At 66.4% G+C, this 21,925-nt stretch carries 23 protein-coding genes; 8 read left to right on the top strand and 15 right to left on the bottom strand.

Features of this window, described 5'->3' with window-relative positions; all coding sequences use genetic code 11:
* Positions 1-34: 34 nt before the first annotated feature.
* The 13 genes from ODR01_RS16445 to ODR01_RS16385 form a co-directional block, all read right to left on the bottom strand.
* Positions 35-673 carry a protein-L-isoaspartate(D-aspartate) O-methyltransferase gene (locus tag ODR01_RS16445; RefSeq protein ID WP_316978773.1) on the bottom strand — a complete coding sequence of 213 codons (639 nt, stop codon included), beginning with the start codon at positions 671-673 and terminating at the stop codon, positions 35-37.
* Positions 670-1,452 (bottom strand): 5'/3'-nucleotidase SurE, encoded by a 783-nt coding sequence (gene surE / locus ODR01_RS16440; protein WP_316978772.1) that lies wholly within the window; start codon positions 1,450-1,452, stop codon positions 670-672. Before surE ends, ODR01_RS16445 begins: the two co-directional genes overlap by 4 nt.
* On the bottom strand, positions 1,442-2,722 hold the full coding sequence (serS, locus tag ODR01_RS16435; protein WP_316978771.1) for a serine--tRNA ligase: 1,281 nt from the start codon (positions 2,720-2,722) through the stop codon (positions 1,442-1,444). Before serS ends, surE begins: the two co-directional genes overlap by 11 nt.
* A gap of 90 nt (positions 2,723-2,812) precedes the next feature.
* Complete coding sequence (tatC, locus tag ODR01_RS16430) at positions 2,813-3,622, bottom strand: twin-arginine translocase subunit TatC (RefSeq protein ID WP_449441453.1); 810 nt, start codon at positions 3,620-3,622, stop codon at positions 2,813-2,815.
* Positions 3,623-3,628: 6 nt separating this feature from the next.
* Positions 3,629-4,075: a Sec-independent protein translocase protein TatB gene (tatB, locus tag ODR01_RS16425; RefSeq protein ID WP_316978770.1), complete on the bottom strand. Its 447-nt coding sequence runs from the start codon at positions 4,073-4,075 to the stop codon at positions 3,629-3,631.
* Positions 4,076-4,129: 54 nt separating this feature from the next.
* Positions 4,130-4,369 (bottom strand): twin-arginine translocase TatA/TatE family subunit, encoded by a 240-nt coding sequence (locus ODR01_RS16420; protein WP_316978769.1) that lies wholly within the window; start codon positions 4,367-4,369, stop codon positions 4,130-4,132.
* A 127-nt stretch (positions 4,370-4,496) separates the two neighbouring features.
* Positions 4,497-5,207, bottom strand: a complete 711-nt coding sequence (scpB, locus tag ODR01_RS16415) for an SMC-Scp complex subunit ScpB (RefSeq protein ID WP_316978768.1) — start codon at positions 5,205-5,207, stop codon at positions 4,497-4,499.
* Positions 5,204-6,013 (bottom strand): segregation and condensation protein A, encoded by an 810-nt coding sequence (locus ODR01_RS16410; RefSeq protein ID WP_316978767.1) that lies wholly within the window; start codon positions 6,011-6,013, stop codon positions 5,204-5,206. Before ODR01_RS16410 ends, scpB begins: the two co-directional genes overlap by 4 nt.
* Positions 6,014-6,022: 9 nt before the next feature.
* On the bottom strand, positions 6,023-6,712 hold the full coding sequence (locus ODR01_RS16405) for a site-2 protease family protein (RefSeq protein ID WP_316978766.1): 690 nt from the start codon (positions 6,710-6,712) through the stop codon (positions 6,023-6,025).
* Positions 6,712-7,740, bottom strand: coding sequence for a beta-N-acetylhexosaminidase (gene nagZ, locus ODR01_RS16400; protein WP_316978765.1), 1,029 nt, complete (start codon positions 7,738-7,740; stop codon positions 6,712-6,714). The genes ODR01_RS16405 and nagZ overlap by 1 nt, the downstream gene beginning before the upstream one ends.
* 2 nt (positions 7,741-7,742) lie before the next feature.
* Positions 7,743-8,654 carry an SPOR domain-containing protein gene (locus tag ODR01_RS16395; protein ID WP_316978764.1) on the bottom strand — a complete coding sequence of 304 codons (912 nt, stop codon included), beginning with the start codon at positions 8,652-8,654 and terminating at the stop codon, positions 7,743-7,745.
* Positions 8,654-10,462 (bottom strand): arginine--tRNA ligase, encoded by a 1,809-nt coding sequence (gene argS / locus ODR01_RS16390; RefSeq protein WP_316978763.1) that lies wholly within the window; start codon positions 10,460-10,462, stop codon positions 8,654-8,656. The genes ODR01_RS16395 and argS overlap by 1 nt, the downstream gene beginning before the upstream one ends.
* Positions 10,459-11,640, bottom strand: coding sequence for a deoxyguanosinetriphosphate triphosphohydrolase (locus tag ODR01_RS16385; protein ID WP_316978762.1), 1,182 nt, complete (start codon positions 11,638-11,640; stop codon positions 10,459-10,461). The genes argS and ODR01_RS16385 overlap by 4 nt, the downstream gene beginning before the upstream one ends.
* A 286-nt stretch (positions 11,641-11,926) precedes the next feature.
* Between ODR01_RS16385 and ODR01_RS16380 the strand changes: the two genes are divergently transcribed.
* The 6 genes from ODR01_RS16380 to ODR01_RS16355 all read left to right on the top strand — a co-directional run bounded on the left by ODR01_RS16380 (position 11,927) and on the right by ODR01_RS16355 (position 17,545).
* Positions 11,927-12,385 (top strand): cache domain-containing protein, encoded by a 459-nt coding sequence (locus ODR01_RS16380; RefSeq protein ID WP_316978761.1) that lies wholly within the window; start codon positions 11,927-11,929, stop codon positions 12,383-12,385.
* 159 nt (positions 12,386-12,544) lie between these two features.
* Positions 12,545-14,239 (top strand): methyl-accepting chemotaxis protein, encoded by a 1,695-nt coding sequence (locus ODR01_RS16375; protein ID WP_316978760.1) that lies wholly within the window; start codon positions 12,545-12,547, stop codon positions 14,237-14,239.
* Between the two features lie 121 nt (positions 14,240-14,360).
* Positions 14,361-14,717, top strand: a complete 357-nt coding sequence (gene erpA, locus ODR01_RS16370) for an iron-sulfur cluster insertion protein ErpA (RefSeq protein WP_316978759.1) — start codon at positions 14,361-14,363, stop codon at positions 14,715-14,717.
* Between the two features lie 192 nt (positions 14,718-14,909).
* The gene (locus ODR01_RS16365; protein ID WP_316978758.1) at positions 14,910-15,968 is read left to right on the top strand and encodes an energy-coupling factor ABC transporter permease; all 1,059 of its coding nucleotides are present in this window, start codon (positions 14,910-14,912) and stop codon (positions 15,966-15,968) included.
* A gap of 9 nt (positions 15,969-15,977) precedes the next feature.
* The gene (gene cbiQ, locus ODR01_RS16360; protein ID WP_316978757.1) at positions 15,978-16,787 is read left to right on the top strand and encodes a cobalt ECF transporter T component CbiQ; all 810 of its coding nucleotides are present in this window, start codon (positions 15,978-15,980) and stop codon (positions 16,785-16,787) included.
* A complete protein-coding gene (locus tag ODR01_RS16355; RefSeq protein ID WP_316978756.1) occupies positions 16,784-17,545 on the top strand; it encodes an energy-coupling factor ABC transporter ATP-binding protein in 762 nt (253 codons plus the stop codon). The genes cbiQ and ODR01_RS16355 overlap by 4 nt, the downstream gene beginning before the upstream one ends.
* A gap of 6 nt (positions 17,546-17,551) precedes the next feature.
* On the opposite strand, the gene ODR01_RS16350 is transcribed toward ODR01_RS16355, so the two are convergent.
* Positions 17,552-17,836, bottom strand: a complete 285-nt coding sequence (locus ODR01_RS16350) for a hypothetical protein (protein ID WP_316978755.1) — start codon at positions 17,834-17,836, stop codon at positions 17,552-17,554.
* Between the two features lie 185 nt (positions 17,837-18,021).
* Between ODR01_RS16350 and xth the strand changes: the two genes are divergently transcribed.
* Both xth and ODR01_RS16340 read left to right on the top strand, forming a co-directional pair.
* The gene (gene xth / locus ODR01_RS16345; RefSeq protein ID WP_316978857.1) at positions 18,022-18,798 is read left to right on the top strand and encodes an exodeoxyribonuclease III; all 777 of its coding nucleotides are present in this window, start codon (positions 18,022-18,024) and stop codon (positions 18,796-18,798) included.
* Positions 18,799-18,856: 58 nt separating this feature from the next.
* On the top strand, positions 18,857-19,915 hold the full coding sequence (locus tag ODR01_RS16340; protein WP_316978754.1) for a tartrate dehydrogenase: 1,059 nt from the start codon (positions 18,857-18,859) through the stop codon (positions 19,913-19,915).
* Positions 19,916-20,001: 86 nt separating this feature from the next.
* Here the strand turns inward: ODR01_RS16340 and ilvD are convergent, their stop codons facing one another.
* Entirely contained in the window at positions 20,002-21,852 is a 1,851-nt protein-coding gene (ilvD, locus tag ODR01_RS16335; protein ID WP_316978753.1) for a dihydroxy-acid dehydratase, read from the bottom strand.
* Between the last annotated feature and the right edge of the window lie 73 nt (positions 21,853-21,925).

Raw genomic sequence — 21,925 nt, 5'->3', positions numbered from 1 at the left:
CGGATTTCTTCAACGGAACTGGCAAGCCGACGGCTCATCCGGCGGCAATTCCCGGGACCAGCGGCACGAAACGCACCATGCCGACCGTTTCCGTGGCGAAGCCTTCGTCGGTGCGCCGCACCCGGGTCAGCGTCTGGTCGCCGTCGGAAGCCCCGATCGGAACCACCATGATGCCGCCGATGCAAAGCTGGCCGGCCAGGACTTCCGGCATGGCAGAGGCCGCCGCCGTCACAATAATACGGTCGAACGGGGCCTGCTCGGGCCAGCCCAGGGCGCCGTCGCCCAGTCGGGTCGTGATGTTGGTGATGCGCAGGGCGGAAAACTGCCGTTCCGCCAGGTCCAACAGCTCGCGATGACGTTCGACTGTGTACAATCGGCGGCACAGGCTGGCCAGCACCGCCGCCTGATAGCCCGAGCCGGTGCCGATCTCCAGCACCTTCATGCGGTCGCCAACTTCCAGCACCTGGGTCATGCGCGCCACGACCGACGGCTGGCTGATGGTCTGATGGCGACCGATGGGCAGCGCCACGTCGTCGTAGGCGCGGTCGCGGAAGGTGACGGGAACGAAAGCGTCGCGCGGTATCCGCTCCAGGGCGCCCAAGACCCTGGTGTCGGTGATGCCAGTCCGCCGCATCGCCAAAATCAAGCGGATCTTGCGCGAATCGGGGTTCACCGCAGCGACGCCTTGAGCGCCGTCAAGGTCGGCCCGTCGGTCAGGTCGAGCGACAGCGGCGTGATCGAAATGGCGCCGCGATGGACCGCCTCGACGTCCTCGCCGGCGCGGATGCGTTCGCCGTGGGCCTCGGTGCCCAGCCAATAGATGGCTTCGCCATGCGGATCGGTCGATGCGGTCATGCCCTGCCCGGCCTTGCCGCCGCCCTGGCTGGTGGCCTGAATGCCGGTCACCGCGCGAGCCGGCAGGTTGGGAAAATTGACATTCATCACCACGGCCGCCGGCCAGCCGGCCGCGCACAGTCGACCGAGCACCTCCGGCGCCCATTTTTCGGCGGTTTCCCAGTGGATGATCGCGGCGCCGTCGGTGACCAGGCTGAAGGCGACGGCGGGCACGCCCAGCAGGGTCGCCTCCATGGCCGCCGCGACGGTCCCCGAATAGGTGACATCGTCGCACAGGTTGCCACCGTAATTGACCCCGGAAAAGACGATGTCGGGCGGATTGTCGGCCATGATCTGGCGCACCGCAAGCAGCACACTGTCGGTCGGCGTGCCGTCGACGGCGAAGCGGCGCTGCGCAACCTCGCGGATGCGCAACGGCCGCCGCCGGGTCAGCGAATGGCCGACGGCGCTCTGCTCGGTTTCGGGCGCCACCACCCATACCTCGCGGGCGACCGCCTGGGCGACGCGTTCGAGGACCTTGAGGCCGGGCGCGTTGATGCCGTCGTCGTTGGAAATGAGGACGCGCGCCCGCGCAAGGTCGAAGCCGTTATTTGCCATGGGCGGAGATCACCTCGAGCCCGCCCATGTACGGGCGCAATACCTCGGGCACGACGACCGAGCCGTCCGCCCGCTGATAGTTCTCCAGCACGGCAACGAGGGTGCGCCCGACCGCCAGGCCCGAGCCGTTGAGGGTATGGACGAAACGCGTCCCCTTCTCGCCTTCGGGGCGATAGCGCGCTTTCATCCGCCGGGCCTGGAAATCGCCACAGCTGGAGCAGCTGGAAATCTCGCGGTAGCGCCCCTGGCCGGGTAGCCACACCTCGATGTCGTGGGTGCGCCGGGCCGAAAACCCCATGTCGCCGGTGCAAAGCACGATGACGCGATAGGGCAACTCCAGGCGCTTCAGCACCTCTTCCGCGCAGCCGGTCATCCGGTCGAGTTCGCCATCTGAATCTTCGGGGCGGGTGATGCTGACCAGTTCCACCTTGTTGAACTGATGTAGGCGGATCATGCCGCGGGTGTCCTTGCCGGCCGCTCCGGCTTCCGAACGAAAACAAGGCGTCAGCGCGGTCACCCGTCTCGGCAGCGACGCCTCTTCCAGGATGTCGCCCGCCACCAGGTTGGTCAGCGGCACCTCGGCGGTGGGAATCAGCCAGAAGTCGTTGGTGGTGCGGAACAGGTCTTCCCCGAACTTGGGCAACTGGCCGGTGCCAAACAGCGCCGCATCCTTGACCATGATCGGGGGATTGATCTCGGTATAGCCGTGCTCGCCGGTCTGCAGGTCGAGCATGAAGGCGCCCAGCGCCCGCTCGAGGCGGGCCAGCGGCCCCTTGAGGACAACGAAGCGGGCCCCCGACATCTTGGCGGCGGCGTCGAAATCCATCAGCCCCAAGCCCTCGCCGATGTCGAAATGTTCCCGGGCCGGAAAATCGAAGGTTCGGGGCTGGCCCCAGCGGCGCATCTCCACGTTGGCGGTCTCGTCGAGGCCGACCGGCACGGTCTCGGCCGGCACGTTGGGCAGTGCCGCCAGGGCGGTTTCCAATTCAACCTCGGCCAGGCGGGCCGTTTCCTCGGCGTCCGCCTGCTCCTGCTTGGAGCGCGAGACCTTGGCGATGATCTCCGTCGCGTCCTCGCCACGCGCCTTGGCGGCGCCGATTTCTTTGGCCAGCCGGTTGCGCTCGGCCTGGATCTCCTGGGCGTGGGTCAGGGCGTCGCGCCGCTTGGCGTCGAGGCCCAGCAACGCCGCCGCCGCCGGTCCCATGCGGCGGTTGCCAAGCGCCTTGTCGAAGGCGTCAGGATTTTCGCGAATCCACTTGATGTCGAACATCGATATCCCCGTACCCGGCGGAAACGCAGGCTTTATAGGAAGTTCCCCCGGCCGCGTCCAGCGTTCAACCACGGCCGCCACGCCATGCCGTCAACCCGTCGACGGGCTTTCCTCTTCGAGCGGATCGAGGGGCTCTTCCCGCTTTTTCTCGATCATGCGAACCGACAGGATCGATATCTCGTAAAGAATGACGATCGGCACCGCCAGGCCGACCTGGCTGATGACATCGGGCGGCGTCAGCACGGCGGCGGCGACGAAGGCCAGCACGATGGCGTAGCGGCGCTTGTTCTTGAGCCCCTGCGAGGTGACGATGCCGACCCGTCCCAGGAGGGTCAGCAGCACCGGCAATTCGAAGGCCAGCCCGAAGGCGAAGATCAATCCCATGACCAATGACAGGTACTCGTTGACCTTGGCCTCCAGCTGGATGGCCAAGCCGCCTGCGGCGCCCGTCGATTCGAAGCTGAGGAAGAACTTCCAGGCCATCGGAAAGATGAAGTAATAGACGAGGGCGCCGCCCAGGAAGAACAGAATCGGCGTCGCCACCAGGAACGGCAGGAAGGCCTTCTTCTCGTGCCGGTAAAGGCCGGGCGCGATGAACAGCCAGATCTGCGAGGCAATGAACGGAAAGGCCAGGAACATGGCCGCGAAGGCCGACACCTTGACGTAGGTAAAGAAGGCCTCGTGCAGGGCCGTGAAAATGAGTCGGCGATTCTCTTCCCCGCGGTCGTGCAGGGCGTCGGCCAGCGGCTGCACCAGAAAGCCGTATATGTCCTGGGCGAAGAAATAGCAGACGAAAAACAGGATGACGACCGACACCAGCGACCAGACGAGCCGTTTGCGAAGTTCGACCAGATGCTCCAGCAGCGGCATCTTCTTGTCATCGAGTTCGTCTTCGGTCACGGCGGATTACCTGGACTGCGGATTGGCGGGATCGGCCGGAAGGGGGTCGGCCGGCGCGGTCGTATCTTCGGGCTGGGGTGGCCCGTACACGGCCGGCGTTTCCGTCGGCGTGGAAGCCTGCCCCTCGGTCACCGCCTTGGCCGAGCGCTCGATATCGGCCTTGACGTCCGAAATGTCGAACTGGCGGGTCATTTCGCCGCCGGGGTCGATGGCGTTGCGGATCTCGTCCTTGAGGTCGAAGCCGGAACTCGTCTCTACTTCTTTGCGGATTTCCTCGAGATCGGCTTGGCGGACCACTTCGTCGATGCTGCTTTGAAATTCCCTGGCGATGCCGCGCGCCTTGCGGATGTATTTGGTGATCTGGGAGAGCACACGCGGCAGATCCTTCGGCCCGACCACGATGAGGGCGATCGCCGCAATGATGAACAGTTCCTGCCAGCCGATGTCGAACATGGCGCGGCGCGGCTCCCGGTCGGGGATCTGACGGGACCCACGCTCCTCGCAAGATCAGTTCTTGTTCACGGAATCCTTTTCGGCCACGGGGTCGACCGTCGGGGCGGATTCGGACTTGATGGCCTTGGGAGCGTCGGCCTTCGCGTCGTCGTCCTCTTCCTTCATGCCCTTTTTGAAGGACTTGAGGCCCTTGCCGAAATCACCCATCAGGGCCGACACCTTGCCGCGCCCGCCGAAGAGGACGAGCACGATGAGCAGGACGATGAGCCAATGCCAGATGCTGAAGGTACCCATTTCTAGTTCTCGCTTGTGCAGTGCGCCTTTTGAATGCCGGCCGGATAATGGCAGAAACCCCTACCCTCCGCAATCACCCGGAGCCGCGCCGGCGCGATCCGCCGAAACCGTCGACAAAGACCGAAATTCAAGCGCCGGCCGGCTCGGTTTCGCCGTCCGGTCCGCCGGGATCGTCGGGCTCCAGCGGCTCCTCCGGCGCGTCGTTCTCCTTGAACAGGTCGGGGGCCCGGCTGTCCAGGTCGTCCATGCCCTCGGTGTCGCCGGCGGCGCGCATCTGGCCCTTGACCGCATAGGATTCGATGGCCGGCCGCTTGTCGAGAAGGCCCGCCGCCTTAAGTTCGTCAAGCCCGGGCAGATCGGCAAGGGATTCCAGGCCGAAATGATCGAGAAAGGTGTCGGTCGTGCCCCAGGTCACCGGCCGGCCCGGCGTGCGGCGGCGGCCGACGGGGCGAATCCATCCGGCCTCGAACAGGGCGTCCAGTGTGCCCCGATTGAAGCCGACGCCGCGAATCTCCTCGACCTCGGCGCGCGTCACCGGCTGGTGAAAGGCGATCACCGCCAGGCTTTCGATCATGGCCCGCCCCAGTTTGCGGACCTTCTGCCGTTCGCGGGCCAGCGCCGGCCCGAGATCGGGCGCCGTGCGGAAAGCCCACGAGTGCCCGGCCTGCCTCAGGTTGACGCCGCGCTGCGCGTAGGCCGCCTTTAATTCCGCCAGCAGGGCCTTGAGGTCGGCCCCTTCCGGCATGCGTTCGGCCAGCGCCTTTTCAGACAGCGGCTCGCTCGCCGCGAAAAGGATCGCCTCCAGGAGTCTCAGGTGCTGGCCGTCGATGTCGCTCATGGATTTTCCGAATCCCCGTTCCGCCGATCCTCCGCCGTCCGCACGTAGATGGGGCCGAATGCCCCCATCTGGCGAATCCTCAAACGCCCCTCGCGCACCAGTTCCAGGCTCGCCACGAAGGTGGAGGCAATCGCGGAACGCGTCAGCAGGGCGTCGTTAAGGCCGGGCGGCAGGAAGGCCAGCAGGTTTTCCCAATCCGGCATACGGCCGACAAGCCGGCGCAGCCGCTCCAGCGCATCCTCAACGGCGTAAAGGCCCCATGCCTCGATTTGCAGCGTTCCCTCGCCGGCCCGTTTCTGCTGGTCGCCATAGGCCTTGAGCAGATCGTAGAGGGTAACCTCGAAGACCGTCTGCACGTCCTCCTCGGGCACTTCCGGCATGCCGCGGGCGAACACCTCGTGGCCGACGCGGGCGTGCGCCATCAGGCGGGCGCCGGCTTCCTGCATGGCCTCCAGTCTTTGCAGATGGAAGGCCAGAGCGGCGGCCATCTCCTCGCCGGACGGTTCGTCGTCGCCGCCCAAGTCGGGGATCAGCAGCCGCGACTTGAGATAGGCCAGCCACGCCGCCATCACCAGATAGTCGGCGGCCAGTTCGAGGCTGATCTGGCGGGCACGGGCCACGAAATCCAGGTATTGGTCGGCCAATTGCAGGATGGAGATCTGGGTGAGGTCCACCTTTTGGTCGCGGGCCAGGCTCAGCAGCACGTCGATGGGCCCCTCGAAGCCGTCGAGGTCGACGACGAACGCCGCGCCGTCCGGTCCCGCCGCCGCGGCTTCCATACCCTCGAAGGTGTCCTGGCTTTCCATCGCCGCGCCCTATTGGAGCCCCACCAGCCGGAAAATCGCCCCTTCCAGGAAGCTGGTCGGCATGCCCACCAGCCACCAGAAGACGTTCAGGTCCATCCCCACCGCATCGCCGATCCACGGCACGATGAAGACCACCGCCAGTATAATCGGGATTCCGGCGCGTTCCAGTCGGGCGAGACGAACGGCCAGCCGCCACGGAAGCAGGCCGACGGCTACCCGGCCGCCGTCCAGCGGCGGCAGCGGCAGCATGTTGAAGACGGCCAGCAGCAGGTTGACCCATACCGCCGCCTGGAGGCTGAGGCCGTACCACTCGCGCAGGGCGCCGGAGACCAACGGCACGGTATGGAACAGCGCCGCCGCGACGACGGCCAGCGCCAGATTGATGGCCGGCCCGGCGATGGCGACCAGGACCATGTCGCGGCGCGGCCGCCTCAGGCCGCGGAAATTGACCGGCACCGGCTTGGCGAAGCCGAACATCATGCGCCCACCCGAGGCCAGCAGCAGCATGATCGGCAACAGGAGGGTGCCGAAGGGGTCGATGTGGCGGAACGGATTGAAGGTGACCCGGCCCAGGCGGTAGGCGGTATCGTCGCCCAGGCGCCACGCCGCCCAGCCGTGCGCCGCCTCGTGCAGGGTGACTGCCAGCAGGACCGGGATCGCCCATACCGAAACGGTATAAGCGATGGTCGAAATGTCCATCACGCCGCCCGGTCCTCGAAAAGTTCGTCCAGGCGCGCCTGGGCCATGCTGCGGTCGAGCGGCGCCGCGGCGCGGCGCATGGCCTCGCCGCGCTCGATGCGCGCCTGGGCCTTTAGCGACAGCCCACGGCAGGCGCCCACCACTTCCTGCATCTCGTCCATGTCGCCGTTGCAGTGCAGCACGACGTCGCAGCCGGCCTCGAGCGCCGCCTTGGCGCGATCGGCCAGCGATCCCGAAAGGGCCCGCATCGACAGATCGTCGGTGATCAGGACGCCATCGAAACCGATATGGTCGCGGATCACGGCCTCGATCACGGAGTGCGATGTCGTCGCCGGCTCCTGGTCGTCGAGCGCGGTGTAGAGTACGTGGGCGGTCATCGCCCACGGCAGGTCGGAGAGCGCCCGGAACGGCGAGAAATCGGTCGACGCCAGCTCGGTCACCGGCGTCTTGACCACCGGCAGCGACTGGTGGCTGTCGGCGCCCGCCCGGCCGTGGCCGGGAATGTGCTTGATCACCGGCAGCACGCCGCCCTCCATCAGGCCGTCGGCGAAGGCGCCGCCGACCAGCATGGCGATGTCGGCCGAGGTTCCGGGCGCACGGTCGCCGATGATGTCGTGGGCGCCGGCGTGCGGAACGTCGAGCACCGGCGCGCAATTGATGGTGATCCCCAACTCGTGGAGGTCGGCGGCGATCAGGCGGGCGTTGAGCCAGGCCGCCTCGGTCGCCCGCACGGAAGAGCGCCGCGCCAGTTCGCCGAAGCGGGCCATGGCCGGCGCCATCCGCCAGTGGGGTGGCCCCAGGCGGGCCACCCGGCCGCCTTCCTGATCGACCAGCACGGGGGCGTCGGCGCGGTCGACGCATTTTCTCATGCTTTCGACCAGTTTACGCACCTGGTCGGGGTTTTCGCAGTTGCGACCGAACAGGATGAATCCCAACGGATCGGCATCCTTGAAGAAAGCCCGCTCGGCTTTAGTCAGCACCTTCCCAGAACACCCCAGCACCACGGCCAGGGGAAGACGTCTTGTCATTCTTAGCCCTCCGGACGCACAACCAGGCAGCCGATCTTGCGCTCAGACAGCTTCTGGCAAAGGGTCTGGGCCGCCGCCTCGTTGGTCAGGGGGCCGGCACGCAGGCGAAAGAAAACGCCTTTGTCGGGACCGAGGTCGGCGCGCATCACCGAAAGGTCCAGACTGCCCAGAAGGTCGGAATTGCGTTGGCGCAGCCGTTGCCATTCGGCATCCGCCTGCTCGCGACTGCGCACCGCGGCAAGCTGGACCAGAAAGCCGCCGACCTTGGCCGGTGCCGCCGCCTTGGCGGCTTCCGCCTTCAATTTGGTCTCGGCGGGGGTTTCCTGAGCCTTGGGATCGACCGGCGCTGGCGGCCGCATGGCGTTCAGCACGTCCTCGACGGAGGGAACCACGCGTTCGGGCGTCGGCGCTGGCTGGGCCTCGGCCTTCGCGGCCGGAGCCGGCGGCGATGACGGAGCCGGCGCCACCGGAACCAGCGGCGTGGGCGCCTGCGCGGCGGACCGTTCCTCCACCCCCTTGGCGGCGGGCGCCGGCTTGGCCATCGGCATCTCGGGCGGCGGCAACAGGCGCTCGACCGCGCTGCGCTCCCCGTTGCCGTCGATGCGGTCGTAGACCAGTTTGTCGCGGTCGGGCACATCCATGCCGCCCGGTTCCTCGGGACGCACCTTGATGGGGCCGGAGTCGGCACGGATCAGCGGCACCTCGGCGTCGGGATTGTCGACGACCAGCCAATCGTTGAGGAAATACCAGCCGCCGGCGCCGGCGCCGATGGCCACGACAAGGACCGCGGCGAACACCCAGGGGCCGCCGTGCCGCCGCGACTTCGGCCGTGACCGGGGGATCGGCCGGAATTCCGGTTCCGGGGCCAGTTCCCTGGCCGACGGATCATTCCAGCCGTCGTCGGCCGTCGTCATCAGCGCATCTCCTCGACCGGCGTCACGCCGAACACGTCGAGTCCCGACGCGATGACGAACGCCACTCCTTGGATCATGGCCAGCCTGGCCAGGGTCAATGTCCGCTCCTCGGGGATGAGGAAACGCAGGCTGGCGTCGTCGTTGCCCTTGTTCCACAGCGTATGAAGCTGCGCCGCCAGATCGTACAGGTAATAGGCGATCCGGTGCGGTTCATGCGCTTCCGCGGCGCTTTCGACGATGCGTGGCCAACCCGCCATGGCCCTGATCAAAGCAAGCTCTTCGGGGTCGGTCAAGCACTCCAGGCTGCCTGCCGCCAGCGCGTCCGGCGTCAAGTCGGCCGGAGCGAACATTTCCGCCGCCTTGCGCATCACCGAGCGGATGCGGGCATGGGCGTACTGGACATAGAATACCGGGTTGTCGCGCGACTGCTCGGTCACCTTCTTGAGGTCGAAGTCGAGCTGCGCGTCGTTCTTGCGGGTCAACATGATGAAACGCACGACGTCCTTGCCGACTTCGTCGACCACGTCGCGCAGCGTCACGAAGGTGCCAGCCCGCTTGGACATCTTCACTGCCTGGCCGCCGTCCATCAGGTTGACCATCTGGCACAGCTTGACGTCGAGCGAACCCCGTCCCTCGGTAATCGCCTTGACCGCCGCCTGCATGCGCTTGACGTAGCCGCCGTGATCGGCGCCCCACACGTTGATCATGGCGGCGAAACCGCGCCGGTACTTGTCCAGGTGGTTGGCGACGTCGGTGGCGAAATAGGTCCACGAGCCGTCCGACTTCTTCAGCGGCCGGTCGACGTCGTCGCCGAAGGCGGTGGCCTTGAACAGCAACTGCGGCCGGGCCTCCCAGTCGTCGGGCAGCTTGCCCTTCGGCGGCTCGAGAACACCGGTATAGGTGAGCTGGCGCTCGGCCAGAAAGGCCAGCGCCTCCTCCACCCCGCCGCGTGCCACCAGCGCGCGCTCCGACGTGAAGACGGCATGCTTCACGCCCAACGCCGCCAGGTCCTCGCGCACCAAGTCCATCATGCGGTCGATGGCGAACTGGCGCACCGTCGGCAGCCATTCATCGACGGACTTCACGGTCCACTCGCCGTGCACCCCGTCGCGGTCGGCCAGGCTGTCGCCATAGGCCTCGACCAGGGCCTTGCCGAGCGGGACCAGGTACTCGCCCCGGTATTGCAGCTCGCCGCCCGGACACAGTTTGGCAAAGGCGGCCTCGTCGATTTCGCAGCCCAGGGCCTGGAGGTAGCGATAGTAGGCCGACCAGGCCAACGCCTCGACCTGAGCACCGGCATCGTTGATGTAGTATTCGCGGGTGACCGCGAAGCCGGCCTTCTCCAACAGCGAGGCCAGGGCGTCGCCAACCACGGCGCCGCGCGCGTGCCCGACATGCAGCGGCCCGGTGGGGTTGGCCGAGACGTATTCCACGTTGACCGCCACCCCGCCGCCCACCGACGAACCGCCATAGGCCGGCCCCGAGCGGAGGATTTCGGCAAGGCGGGCCCGCCAGAAGGCATCCGACAGGCGCAGGTTGATGAAGCCCGGTCCGGCGACTTCGGCGGCCGCCACCTCGTCGAAGGCGGCCAGCCTGGCCGCCAGCTTCTCGGCCAGGTCGCGCGGCTTGAGGCCGGCCGGCTTGGCCAGCACCATGGCCGCGTTGGTGGTGACGTCGCCGTGCGCCGCCTCGCGCGGCGGCTCGACAACGATGCGCGACGTGTCGGCCCCGGCCGGCAGATCGCCGGCCGCCATCATGCGCTCGAGGGCCTCGATGACGCGTTCCCGGAAGTGTTCAAACAGGTTCATGAAGTCCTCGCCTGGACGTCGAACAGGCGCCGGTGTTCGTCGAGCGCGTAGCGGTCGGTCATTCCGGCGATGTAATCGGCCACCAGTTGCGCGGTGGCTTCGGTGTCGGGGCCCGCCGCCTTGACCCGCCACTCGGTCGGCAGGCATTCGGGCTCGGAGATGAGCAGACCGAACAGGTCGCGCACGACGCGCCGGGCCTTGCTGGTCATCCGGTTGAGCTTGTAGTGGCGGTACATGTTCTTGAAAAGAAAGGCCTTCAGCGCCGCGTCGTTGGCCGCCATCGCCGCCGAAAAGGCGGCGACCGGCCGGTCCAGCCGACGGATGTCGTCGGCGCCTTTCGGCTGGGACGCCTCGATGCGCCGGCGGGTCTCCTCCAAGAGATCGGTGACCATGGCACCGATCATGCGCCGCACCGCCTCGTGGATGAGGCGCGATTCGTCGAGCCCGGGATAGGCCGCCCGGACCGCCGCGAAGATCGGCCCCACCAGCGGCACGTCGGCCAGGTCGTCGACGCTGAACAGTCCGGCGCGCAGTCCGTCGTCGATGTCGTGGTTGTTGTAGGCGATGTCGTCGGCGATGGCGGCGACCTGGGCTTCGGCGCTGGCATAGGTGGAAAGTTCGAGGTCCTGGTCCCTCGCATACTCGGCGATGGCGCGCGGAACCCCACCGCGACCGTTCGGGCCGGTCAGGGGACCGTTGTGCTTGACCACGCCCTCCAGCGTCTCCCACGTCAGGTTGAGACCGGCAAACGCCGCGTAGCGCTCCTCCAGCCGGGTGACGACGCGAAGCGACTGTCCGTTGTGGTCGAATCCGCCGTAGGGCGTCATGGTCTCCTTCAGCGCATCCTCGCCGGCGTGTCCGAACGGCGGATGGCCGAGGTCATGGGCCAGGGCCAGGGCCTCGGCCAGATCCTCGTTGAGGCCCAGGCAACGGCACACCGACCGGGCGATCTGCGACACTTCCAGGCTGTGGGTCAGGCGCGTGCGGAAGAAATCCCCCTCGTGATTGACGAACACCTGCGTCTTGTACTCCAGCCGCCGGAAGGCTGCCGAATGAATGATGCGGTCACGGTCGCGCTGAAAGCAGGTGCGCGTCGCGCTCTCCGGCTCGGCGTGCAGTCGGCCGCGGCTGGTTTCGGGCATGCAGGCATAGGACGCAAAGGGGGGCGCGAGAGTCATGGCCGGCAACCTACCCGCCGTGGAAGCCGCAGGCAACGAGATATGCATTTGCTATCCGGCGAGGGGAAGTGCGGTGCACCGGACAGATGATCTGTCGTGAAGTAAGAATGTTTCGACATTGTCACAGTTCACAAACAAAACGTTACCAATTCGGGCCGGTCTGTCATCGTCGGGTGACACGCCCTTCCTACACTGACGCCACTCATAATACCGGCCCCAAGAAATCGCCGGCAGGCGTGGATGCTGCTTTGACACCTGACTTTCCAACAAAAAGATGGAGTCACTCATGAACAAACTCGGCAAACTTTTCGGCATCGCCGCGATGCTGCTCCTCGTGGTTACCCAGGCCGACGCCGCCGACAAGAAGGCCGACGCCGTGGCCCTCATGGACAAGGCCATCGCTCACTTCAACAAGGTCGGCGCCGACCAGGCCTACAAGGACTTCAGCGATCCCAAGGGCGGCTTCATTCAGGGCGAGATCTACATTGTCGTCCAGGACATGCCGGGCAAGATGGTGCACCATTCCACCAACCCGAAGCTGATCGGCAAGAACATCCTGGGCCTCAAGGACGCCGATGGGCGGGAGTTCAACAAGGACATGGTCGCCATCCTTCAGAAGGCGAACGACGGCTGGGTAAAATACAAGTGGTCCAACCCGGAAACCAAGAAGATCGGCCAGAAAGAATCGTACATCAAGAAGGCCAACAACGACCTGTATTTCATCGTCGGCTACTACACCGACTGACGCAATCGGACGTCCTCATCGCCCGGATCGGCCGTTTAATACGGCCGGTCCGGCGAGGGGCGCCGAAGCCGCTACCGACTCACCCGAAGACGCATCGTGCGCTGCCTGCAACAGAACCGCGCGCAATCGCGGCATCCTGTGGAATTCGTGGAGAAAGCGATGTCCCTGAACAACTGGAAGATTTCGCGCAAGCTGCTGATCACGCCCGGTATTTTCACGCTTGCCATGGTGGTGCTGGTGGCGGTTGCCTTCTTTGGGCTGCAAGATGCCAGGACCTCGTCGGCCTTCCTGTTCCACAACACCGCCAGTCGGGTTGCCGACGGCCTCAGCGTCAAGAACAACATCAGCGACGTCAACGGCGGCCTTTTCCGGCTGCTGAGCTGGGCAACCAACGGCGTCGAGGAGGCGAAGGTCGCCAATCTTGCGAAGTCCCTTGCCACCAAGATCGACGGCCTCAAGCCGTCCTTCGCCAAGATCCTCGACACCTATGAATTCACGCCGAGCGAACGGGCCGGCGCCGAGCAGATTCCCGTCCTGCTGGACACTTACGCAGCCGCTGCCAAGAACGTCATCGACATGGTGGAGGCCGACGTGGCGACATCCGTCATCATGATGATCGAGGCCGATTTGGCCTTCGACAAGCTCTATGAGGCATTGGACGCCCAGGGCAACGCCTGGCAGAAGGCCGGCGCCTCCCGCTTCCGTGACGCCGACGCCTCGGCCAGCATGACGACCTACGCGTTCATCGTCATTGCGCTGCTTGCCACGATCTTCGCCTTCGCCATCTCGTTCTTCGTATCCTCCTTCATCTCGAAGCCGATCAACGGCCTCAACACCGTCATGCTGAAGCTGGCCGGCGGCGATACGACGGTGGAAATCCGCGGTACCGAACGCCAGGACGAAATCGGCGCCATGGCCAACGCAGTTCAGGTGTTCAAGGACAACAAGATCGAGGCCGACCGCCTGGCCGTCGAGCAGCAACGCCAACAGGAATCGCAACTCGCCCGCGGCAAGCACATCGAGGACCTGTGCCGGCATTTCGACGCCTCGTCGTCGGAGGCCGTGCGGGCAGTCGCCTCGGCGGCATCCGAGATGCGCTCCTCCTCCGAGGCGATGGGCGCCACCGCCGAAGAGGCCACCCGCCAGTCGGCCGCCGTCGCCGCCGCCTCCGAACAGGCCTCGGCCAATGTGCAGACCGTCGCCTCGGCCGCCGAGGAATTGTCCTCTTCCATCACCGAAATCAGCCGCCAGGTGACGCACGCCTCCGAGGTTGCCAGGGCCGCCGTCGAAGAGGCCCAGGAAACCAACGTCAAGGTGCAGAGCCTGGCCGAAGCCGCCAAGCGGATCGGAGAAGTGGTGGCCATCATCACCGACATCGCCGACCAGACCAATCTGCTGGCGCTCAACGCCACCATCGAGGCGGCCCGGGCCGGCGACGCCGGCAAGGGCTTCGCGGTGGTCGCCTCCGAGGTCAAGAACCTGGCCAACCAGACGGCCAAGGCAACCGAGGAAATCGGCGCCCAGATCGCCGCCATCCAGTCCTCCACCCAGGAGGCGGTCGAGGCCATCGCCGGCATCGGCAAGACCATCTCCGAGATCGACCAGGTCAATTCGGGCATCGCCTCGGCGGTCGAGGAGCAGGGGGCGGCGACCCAGGAGATCGCCCGCAACGTCGAACAGGCGGCGGCCGGCACCCAGGAGGTTTCCTCGAACATCAGCGGGGTCAGCCAGGCGGCCAACGAAACCGGCGAGGCGGCTGGACAGATCCTCTCGGCCGCCAGCGAACTGTCCAAACACTCGGAAGTTCTCAAGACGGAGGTCGACAAGTTCCTGGCCGACGTCCGCGCCGCCTGAGAGCCGCGGCGATTTTTTCCCGACGCGGATCGAGTTTGAAAACCGCCGCCGACGGACTACATACAAGGCCGGTGTCGGAATGCCTTCCGGCCCGGCCTTTGCCTTGACGATGGAGTTGCCGATGCCCGATACCCCGCTTGCGACCGCCGATACCGGCCTGCGCATTGCCGACAGCGCGGCGCGGCGCATCGCCCACTTGGTCAAGGAAGAGAAGACCGAAGGCTTGATGCTGCGGGTTACGGTGTCGGGGGGTGGCTGCTCGGGATTCCAGTATGGTTTCGGGCTGGACACCGACAGCGGCGAAGACGACGTCGTCTTCGAGACGGCCGGCGCGCGCGTGGTGGTCGACCGCATGTCGCTGGACCTTCTTGCCGGTGCCGAACTCATCTATGTCGACGACCTGATGGGCTCCTACTTCAAGCTCGACAATCCGAACGCCGCCTCGACCTGCGGGTGCGGCAGTTCGTTTTCCATCTGAACGTTTCCGCGGCCGACCTTCCGTCGGCCGCTTTCCACCCTGCGGAAAAGTCCGCGGGGGGCTGTTCGTCGTCTTGACTCCCCCTTTTCGCGCCGATATGGTCCCGTTCGGTATTACGATTTAAGAAAAGCTCATATGCCTTCGGCGGCGTTGTCCGACCGAAGGCATTCCGGACACCAAGGGAACGTCACGATGCATATGGCCGATGCGCTCCTCTCGCCCGAGGTCGGGGGCGCCATGTGGATGGCGACCGGCGCCACTATCGCGATCGCCTCGCGCAAGCTGAAACGCGACACGGACCACAGCCATGTCCCCCTGATGGGCGTCGTCGGCGCCTTCGTGTTCGCCGCCCAGATGGTCAACTTCACCATCCCCGGCACCGGCTCCAGCGGACACTTCGCCGGCGGCATGCTGCTGGCCATCCTGCTGGGCCCCCATGCGGCGTTCCTGAGCATGGCGTCCGTGCTGGTCGTCCAGGGGCTGTTTTTCGCCGACGGCGGCCTGCTGGCCATGGGCGCCAATATTTTCAACATGGGCTTCCTGCCCTGTTACGTTGTCTATCCGCTTCTGTATCGGCCGCTTGCCGGCGGCAGGGCCGATCCCGGCCGCCGCCGCGTCGCCGCTTGGCTTGGCGCCGTGGCAGCGCTGCAACTGGGCGCGCTTGGCGTCGTGCTGGAAACCCGGGCGTCGGGGATCGCCGAATTGCCGCTGTTCGCGTTCCTGGCCGCCATGCAGCCCATCCATCTGGCCATCGGCATCGTCGAAGGACTGATCACCGTGGCGGTGATCGAGTTCGTCGCACGGGCGGAGCCGGGCATGCTGACCGCTCTTCCCCCGGCGGCGGTCCCCTCCTCCGTCCCCGGCTTTCCCAAGCGCGCCCTCGCGGGGCTCGCCATCCTCGCCATCGTCGTCGGCGGCTTCTTTTCGTGGCTGGCCTCAGCCCATCCGGACGGGCTGGAATGGTCGATCGCGCGTCTCACCGGCGAGGCCGAACTGGCCCAGCCGCAGGATGGCCCGCACGGCCTCGCCGCACGAATCCAGGAAGCGGTTGCCTTCCTGCCGGACTATGCGTTTCCCGCCTCTGGAACCGCCGAATCCGCCGCCGACAAAGAAGCCGGCGGCTGGATTACCCCCGATGCCGGCACCACGGTTTCGGGGCTGGTCGGTGGCGGACTGACCCTGCTGATCGCCGGTTTTGCCGGATGGGCGCTGCGGCGCCGGTCGTCGTCCCCCGCGTCGCCGACGACCTGATTCGTCGCCATGAGCGGCTCCCACGCGGCATTCGATCTCGGAACCCTCGACCGCCTGAGCCAGGGAACCTCGCCCATCCACCGGCTGGACCCGCGGGCCAAGCTGCTGGCGACCCTGGCGTTCGTGGTGGCGGTGGTTTCGCTCGACAAGTACGCGGTGGCGGACCTGTTGCCCTTCTTCCTGTTCCCGGCGTTGATCCTGGCCCGCTCGGGCGTCTCCTTCCGCTTCGTCGCCCGCAAGGTCGCTCTGGTGGCGCCCTTCGCCATCCTGGTCGGCGTCTTCAACCCTCTCTTCGACCAGACCGTCGTTCTGCGCGTCGGCGAGGTCGGGGTGACCGGCGGCTGGCTCTCCTTCGCCTCGATCCTGCTGCGCTTCGCACTGACCGTCGGCGCCCTGCTGCTGCTGGTCGCCACCACCGGCGTGCCCGCACTTGGTCGCGCCGCCGAACGGTTGGGCACGCCCAGCGTCTTCGTCATGCAGATCCTCGGCCTTTATCGCTATCTGTTCCTGCTGGTCGGCGAATCGCAAAGGACGCTGCGCGCCTATCGGCTGCGCTCGGCCGACGGCGGCAGGCCGGCGTGGCGGATCTTCGCCCAGATCCTGGGCCAGTTGCTGCTGCGCGCGGTGGCCCGCGCGCGCCGGGTCCACGAGGCCATGCTGTGCCGCGGCTTCGATGGCGAACTGCGCCTGATCGGCACCCTCCGTTTCACCGGCCGCGACTGGGCCTTCCTGACCCTGTGGACGTCGGCCTTCGTGGCGCTGCGATTCCTGCATCCGGCGGAAATGCTGGGCGCCCTGGTGACGGGAGGCGGCCAGTGAGCCATCATCGCATCGCGCTGGAGGCGGTCGGCTTCACCTATCCCGACGGCACGGCGGCCCTGGCGGACGTCTCGCTGGAAGTCACGCACGGCGAAAGCGTCGCCATCGTCGGCGCCAACGGCGCCGGCAAGTCGACCCTGCTTCTCCATCTCAACGGCGTGCTGCTGGCCAGCCGCGGGCGGGTGGTGGTGGGCGACCTGCCGGTGACCAAGGACACGCTGCCCCACGTCCGGCGTACCGTCGGTACCGTCTTCCAGGACCCCGACGACCAGCTGTTCATGCCGACGGTCTTCGACGACGTCGCCTTCGGGCCGCTTAACCACGGCATGCCCGAGGCCGAGTGCCGCGACAGGGTGCAGGCCTGCCTGCGACAGGTCGGCGCCTGGCACCTTAAGGACCGGCCGCCGCACCGCCTGTCCGGCGGCGAGAAGCGGCGGGTGGCCATCGCCGCCGTGCTGGCCATGTCGCCCGACATCCTGCTGCTCGACGAGCCTTCGACCGGCCTCGATCCGCGCGGCCGCCGACAGGTCATCGAACTGCTGCGCGGATTCACCCATACCAAGATCGTCGTCACCCACGACCTCGACCTGGTGCTGCGTCTTTGCCCGCGTACCGTCATTCTCAACGAGGGGAGAGTGGCCGCCGACGGCCCCTCGGAAAGGCTGCTCGGCGATGCCGCCCTGTTGGAACGATGCGGCCTGGAAGGCCCGCCCGAAACCCTGCTCTGCCCGCGGTGCGGCGACGGCAGCCGGCTCTAGTCAGCCCTATTCCGGCGACCGGTCGGCCACCCGCTCGCGCATCCGCCGGGCGAATTCCTGCATCATCCTGACGGTCTCGCGCTGCACGTCGGCATTGAAATCGCGGTCGAGGCCCAGGGCGTCGAGCGGAGGGGCCATATGGCTCTTCGTGCGCTCGATCAGATGGTTGCCGAACGCCTCGGCGAAAACCGCCGGGTCCTCGGCGTTGACGGCAAGATTGGCATACATCACTTCCAGCAGGTACTCGTGGATGGTGAGACGCGCCACGAGCTGTACCATGAGTTCCGACATCCAGTTCCCCTTCCGATGTGCGATCTCCCTCCGATCGAAAGTCTAGCCTTAGAGTGAAAGTCGCGAAACCGTCAGTTGCGGGCATCGGACCGTCGCGGTTCGCACGGGCAGAGTCGCAATTTCGACGGTCGTCGCCATCTTGCCTCTTTACGCCCGGGGGGCGGCGCGATTAGAGAGGAAGCGTGATCAAGATCGCCACCTGGAACGTCAACTCGATCAAGGCGCGGCTGCCCCATCTTCTCGATTGGCTGGCCGCCGCCACGCCCGACGTCGTGCTGTTGCAGGAAACCAAAGTCACCGACGATCAGTTCCCGGCGCTTGAGATCGCCGGCGCCGGATATAGCGCCGCCCCATCCGGGCAGAAGACGTACAACGGCGTCGCCATCCTGTCGAAAACGCCGATCGAGGTGACGGCCAGGGCCTTGCCCGGCGACCCGGCCGACGAGCAGGCCCGCTATGTGGAAGGGCGGACCGCCGGCGTGCGCGTGGCATCGATTTATCTGCCCAACGGCAACCCGGTGGACAGCGGCAAGTACACCTACAAGCTGGCGTGGATGGCCAGGCTTCATCGCCACGCCCGCGACCTGCTGGCGGGCGAAGAGGCGTTCGTACTGGGCGGCGACTACAACGTCGCGCCCGCCGACGCCGACGTCTTCGATCCCCGGGCATGGGCCGACGACGCCCTTTGCCTGCCGCCCAGCCGCGCCGCCTTCCGGCGCCTCCTCCACCTCGGGCTGATCGACGCTTACCGGGCAGTCAACCGCGAGGCCGGGCGCTATACTTGGTGGGACTATCGGGCCGGCGCCTGGGCGCGAGACCAGGGCCTTCGGATCGATCATCTTCTGCTGTCCCCGCAGGCCGCCGACCGGCTGGCCGGGGCCGGCATCGACCGCACGCCGAGGGGATGGGAGAAGGCATCCGACCACACCCCGGTTTGGTGCGGCCTGGACGAAACGCCGTGACTGAATACAACGCGTGGAAGCGGACCGACGGTCCGATGATCAGGGAAGGAAGAAAAAGGTGAAGACGTACAAGATTGCGGTGATTCCCGGTGACGGAATCGGCAAGGAAGTGATGCCCGAAGGCATCCGCGTGATGGACGCGGTGGCCGCCAAGTTCGGCATCCAGTTCAAGTGGGACCATTTCGACTGGAGCTGCGAAACCTACGCCAAGACCGGCCGCATGATGCCGGAGGACGGGCTGGATCGCATTCGGAACCACGACGCCGTCTACCTGGGCGCGGTCGGCTTTCCCGGCGTTCCCGACCACGTGTCGCTGTGGGGCCTTCTGATCCCCATCCGCCGCGATTTCCGCCAGTACGTCAACCTGCGCCCGGTCCGCCTGTTCGAGGGCGTCCCCTGCCCGCTGGCCGGCCGCAAGCCTGGCGACATCGACTATTACGTCGTGCGCGAGAACAACGAGGGCGAATACTCCAACGCCGGCGGCCGGATGTACGTCGGCACCGACGACGAGATCGCCATCCAGGAGACTGTGTTCACCCGCAAGGGCGTCGACCGTATCCTGCGCTACGCCTTCGAACTAGCCCAGAAGCGGCCGCGCAAGCACCTGACCAGCGCCACCAAGTCGAACGGCATCTCGATCACCATGCCGTTCTGGGACGAGCGGGTCCGCGAGATGGCCAAGAAATATCCCGAGATCAAGGTCGACCAGTTCCACATCGACATCCTGACCGCGCAGTTCGTGCGCAACCCCCATTGGTTCGATGTCGTGGTCGGCAGCAACCTGTTCGGCGACATCCTGTCAGATCTCGGCCCCGGCACCACCGGAACCATCGCCATCGCGCCGTCCGCCAACATCAACCCGGAACGCGAGTTCCCCTCGATGTTCGAGCCGGTGCATGGCTCGGCCCCGGACATCGCGGGCAAACACATCGCCAACCCGATCGGCCAGATCTGGTCGGGCTCGATGATGCTGGACCACTTCGGCCACCACGACGCCGCAGCCGCCGTCATGAAGGCCATCGAGACGGTGCTCCGCGAGAAGATCGCCATGACCCCCGACATGGGCGGCAAGGCGAAGACCGCGGACCTGGGCAAGGCCATCGCCGACGCCCTCTGACGGCGCCAGGGTAGCCAAACGAAAGGCGCGGACCCCGTGCGGGGCCCGCGCTTTTTTCTTCCCAAGTGGCCGAAGCCGGCGGTGGATTAGCGCCGCTGCACCTGACTGACGTCGCGCACCGCGCCCCGGTCGGCGCTGGTGGTCAGCGCGGCGTAGGCCTGCAAAGCCTGCGACACCACGCGCTCGCGCTTGGCTGGCTGCCACGCCTTGGCGCCCTTCTTCTCGACGGCGGCGCGGCGCTTGGCCAGGTCCGCCTCGCTGACCGCCACGTTGAGCGTCCGGTTGGGGATGTCGATGACAACGGTGTCGCCCTCCTCGATCAGGCCGATGGCGCCGCCGGCCGCCGCCTCGGGCGAAACGTGGCAGATCGACAGGCCCGACGTGCCGCCCGAGAAGCGCCCATCGGTGATGAGCGCGCAGGCCTTCCCCAGTCCCATGGATTTCAGGTAGGTCGTCGGGTACAGCATTTCCTGCATACCCGGTCCGCCCTTTGGTCCCTCATAGCGGACGATCACCACGTCGCCGGCCTTGATCTTGCCGCCCAGAATGGCGGCCACGGCCTCCTCCTGGCTTTCGCAGACGCGGGCCGGGCCCGAGAACTTGAGGATACTGGCATCCACACCCGCCGTCTTCACAATGGCGCCGTTCTCGGCGATGTTGCCATAGAGCACCGCCAGCCCGCCGTCGGCGCTGTAGGGGTGTGCGACGTCGCGGATGCAGCCGGCCTGGCGGTCGAGATCCAGATCGCCGTAGCGATTCGATTGGCTAAACGGCAGCGTGGTTCGGACGCCGCCGGGCGCCGCCCGATAGAACTCGCTGACCCGCTTGTCCTTGTTGCGCATGACGTCCCAATTGGCCAGGGCCTCGGAAAGGGTCTTGGAGTGGACCGTCGGCACCTCGCCCTGCAAAAGCTTGGCGCGCGACAGCTCGGCCAAAATCGCCATGATGCCGCCCGCCCGGTGGACGTCCTCGACATGGTAGAGCGAACTCGGCGACACCTTGCAAAGGTTCGGCGTCCGGCGCGACAGCCGGTCGATGTCCTTGAGCGTGAAGTCGATGCCACCCTCCTGGGCGATCGCCAGGATGTGCAGGACCGTGTTGGTCGAGCCGCCCATGGCGATATCGAGCGTCATGGCGTTCTCGAAGCTGGTATGGCTGGCGATGCTACGCGGCAGCACCGAGGCGTCGTCCTGCTCGTAATAGCGCTTGGCCAACTCGACGATCAGATGGCCGGCCCGCACGAACAACTCGCGGCGGTCGGCGTGGGTGGCGACGACGGTGCCGTTGCCGGGCAGTGCCAGTCCCAGCGCCTCGGCCAGACAGTTCATGGAATTGGCGGTGAACATGCCCGAGCACGAGCCGCAGGTCGGACACGCCGCCGCCTCGTAGGCGTGAGCCTTTTCGTCGCTGCTGTTGGGATCGGCGCCTTCCTGCATGGCGTCGATGAGATCGACCTTGCGCTCCTTGCCGTCAACGACCAGCTTGCCGGCCTCCATCGGCCCGCCCGAAACGAACACCGCCGGAATGTTGAGGCGCATGGCGGCCATCAGCATGCCGGGCGTGATCTTGTCGCAGTTCGAAATGCACACCAGGGCGTCGGCGGTATGGGCATTGACCATGTACTCGACGGAATCGGCGATGATCTCGCGCGACGGCAGGCTGTAGAGCATGCCGCCATGGCCCATGGCGATGCCGTCGTCGACGGCGATGGTGTTGAATTCCTTGGCGACCCCGCCGGCCTTCTCGATCTCGCGGGCGACGAGTTGGCCCAGATCCTTCAGGTGGACGTGACCGGGCACGAACTGGGTAAACGAATTGGCAACGGCGATGATCGGTTTGCCGAAATCTTCTTCCTTCATGCCGGTGGCACGCCAAAGACCGCGCGCTCCCGCCATGGTACGTCCATGCGTGGTCGTCCTCGAGCGATATTCGGGCATTCTTCTTCCCTCGTTGGCTTTGCACGTTTGGCGGCGAGCATACCGCCATGGAGGACATATTCAAAGGGATGGG

This window comes from Shumkonia mesophila (assembly GCF_026163695.1).
Classification (GTDB): Bacteria; Pseudomonadota; Alphaproteobacteria; order Rhodospirillales; family Shumkoniaceae; genus Shumkonia; species Shumkonia mesophila.
The sequence above is the reverse complement of the archived record's forward strand: the minus strand, read 5'-3'. Positions and strand labels throughout refer to the sequence as shown.

What these genes read in the sequence shown, in the direction of transcription:
- erpA (WP_316978759.1), top strand. Translation starts at nt 14,361, where the DNA reads ATGCCCGATACCCCGCTTGCGACCGCCGATACCGGCCTGCGCATTGCC.
- nagZ (WP_316978765.1), bottom strand. Translation starts at nt 7,740, where the DNA reads ATGACAAGACGTCTTCCCCTGGCCGTGGTGCTGGGGTGTTCTGGGAAG.
- ODR01_RS16380 (WP_316978761.1), top strand. Translation starts at nt 11,927, where the DNA reads ATGAACAAACTCGGCAAACTTTTCGGCATCGCCGCGATGCTGCTCCTC.
- ODR01_RS16395 (WP_316978764.1), bottom strand. Translation starts at nt 8,654, where the DNA reads ATGACGACGGCCGACGACGGCTGGAATGATCCGTCGGCCAGGGAACTG.
- ODR01_RS16410 (WP_316978767.1), bottom strand. Translation starts at nt 6,013, where the DNA reads ATGGAAAGCCAGGACACCTTCGAGGGTATGGAAGCCGCGGCGGCGGGA.
- ODR01_RS16365 (WP_316978758.1), top strand. Translation starts at nt 14,910, where the DNA reads ATGCATATGGCCGATGCGCTCCTCTCGCCCGAGGTCGGGGGCGCCATG.
- ODR01_RS16420 (WP_316978769.1), bottom strand. Translation starts at nt 4,369, where the DNA reads ATGGGTACCTTCAGCATCTGGCATTGGCTCATCGTCCTGCTCATCGTG.
- surE (WP_316978772.1), bottom strand. Translation starts at nt 1,452, where the DNA reads ATGGCAAATAACGGCTTCGACCTTGCGCGGGCGCGCGTCCTCATTTCC.
- ODR01_RS16350 (WP_316978755.1), bottom strand. Translation starts at nt 17,836, where the DNA reads ATGTCGGAACTCATGGTACAGCTCGTGGCGCGTCTCACCATCCACGAG.
- cbiQ (WP_316978757.1), top strand. Translation starts at nt 15,978, where the DNA reads ATGAGCGGCTCCCACGCGGCATTCGATCTCGGAACCCTCGACCGCCTG.
- ODR01_RS16385 (WP_316978762.1), bottom strand. Translation starts at nt 11,640, where the DNA reads ATGACTCTCGCGCCCCCCTTTGCGTCCTATGCCTGCATGCCCGAAACC.
- tatB (WP_316978770.1), bottom strand. Translation starts at nt 4,075, where the DNA reads ATGTTCGACATCGGCTGGCAGGAACTGTTCATCATTGCGGCGATCGCC.
- ODR01_RS16405 (WP_316978766.1), bottom strand. Translation starts at nt 6,712, where the DNA reads ATGGACATTTCGACCATCGCTTATACCGTTTCGGTATGGGCGATCCCG.
- serS (WP_316978771.1), bottom strand. Translation starts at nt 2,722, where the DNA reads ATGTTCGACATCAAGTGGATTCGCGAAAATCCTGACGCCTTCGACAAG.
- ilvD (WP_316978753.1), bottom strand. Translation starts at nt 21,852, where the DNA reads ATGCCCGAATATCGCTCGAGGACGACCACGCATGGACGTACCATGGCG.
- ODR01_RS16375 (WP_316978760.1), top strand. Translation starts at nt 12,545, where the DNA reads ATGTCCCTGAACAACTGGAAGATTTCGCGCAAGCTGCTGATCACGCCC.
- argS (WP_316978763.1), bottom strand. Translation starts at nt 10,462, where the DNA reads ATGAACCTGTTTGAACACTTCCGGGAACGCGTCATCGAGGCCCTCGAG.
- scpB (WP_316978768.1), bottom strand. Translation starts at nt 5,207, where the DNA reads ATGAGCGACATCGACGGCCAGCACCTGAGACTCCTGGAGGCGATCCTT.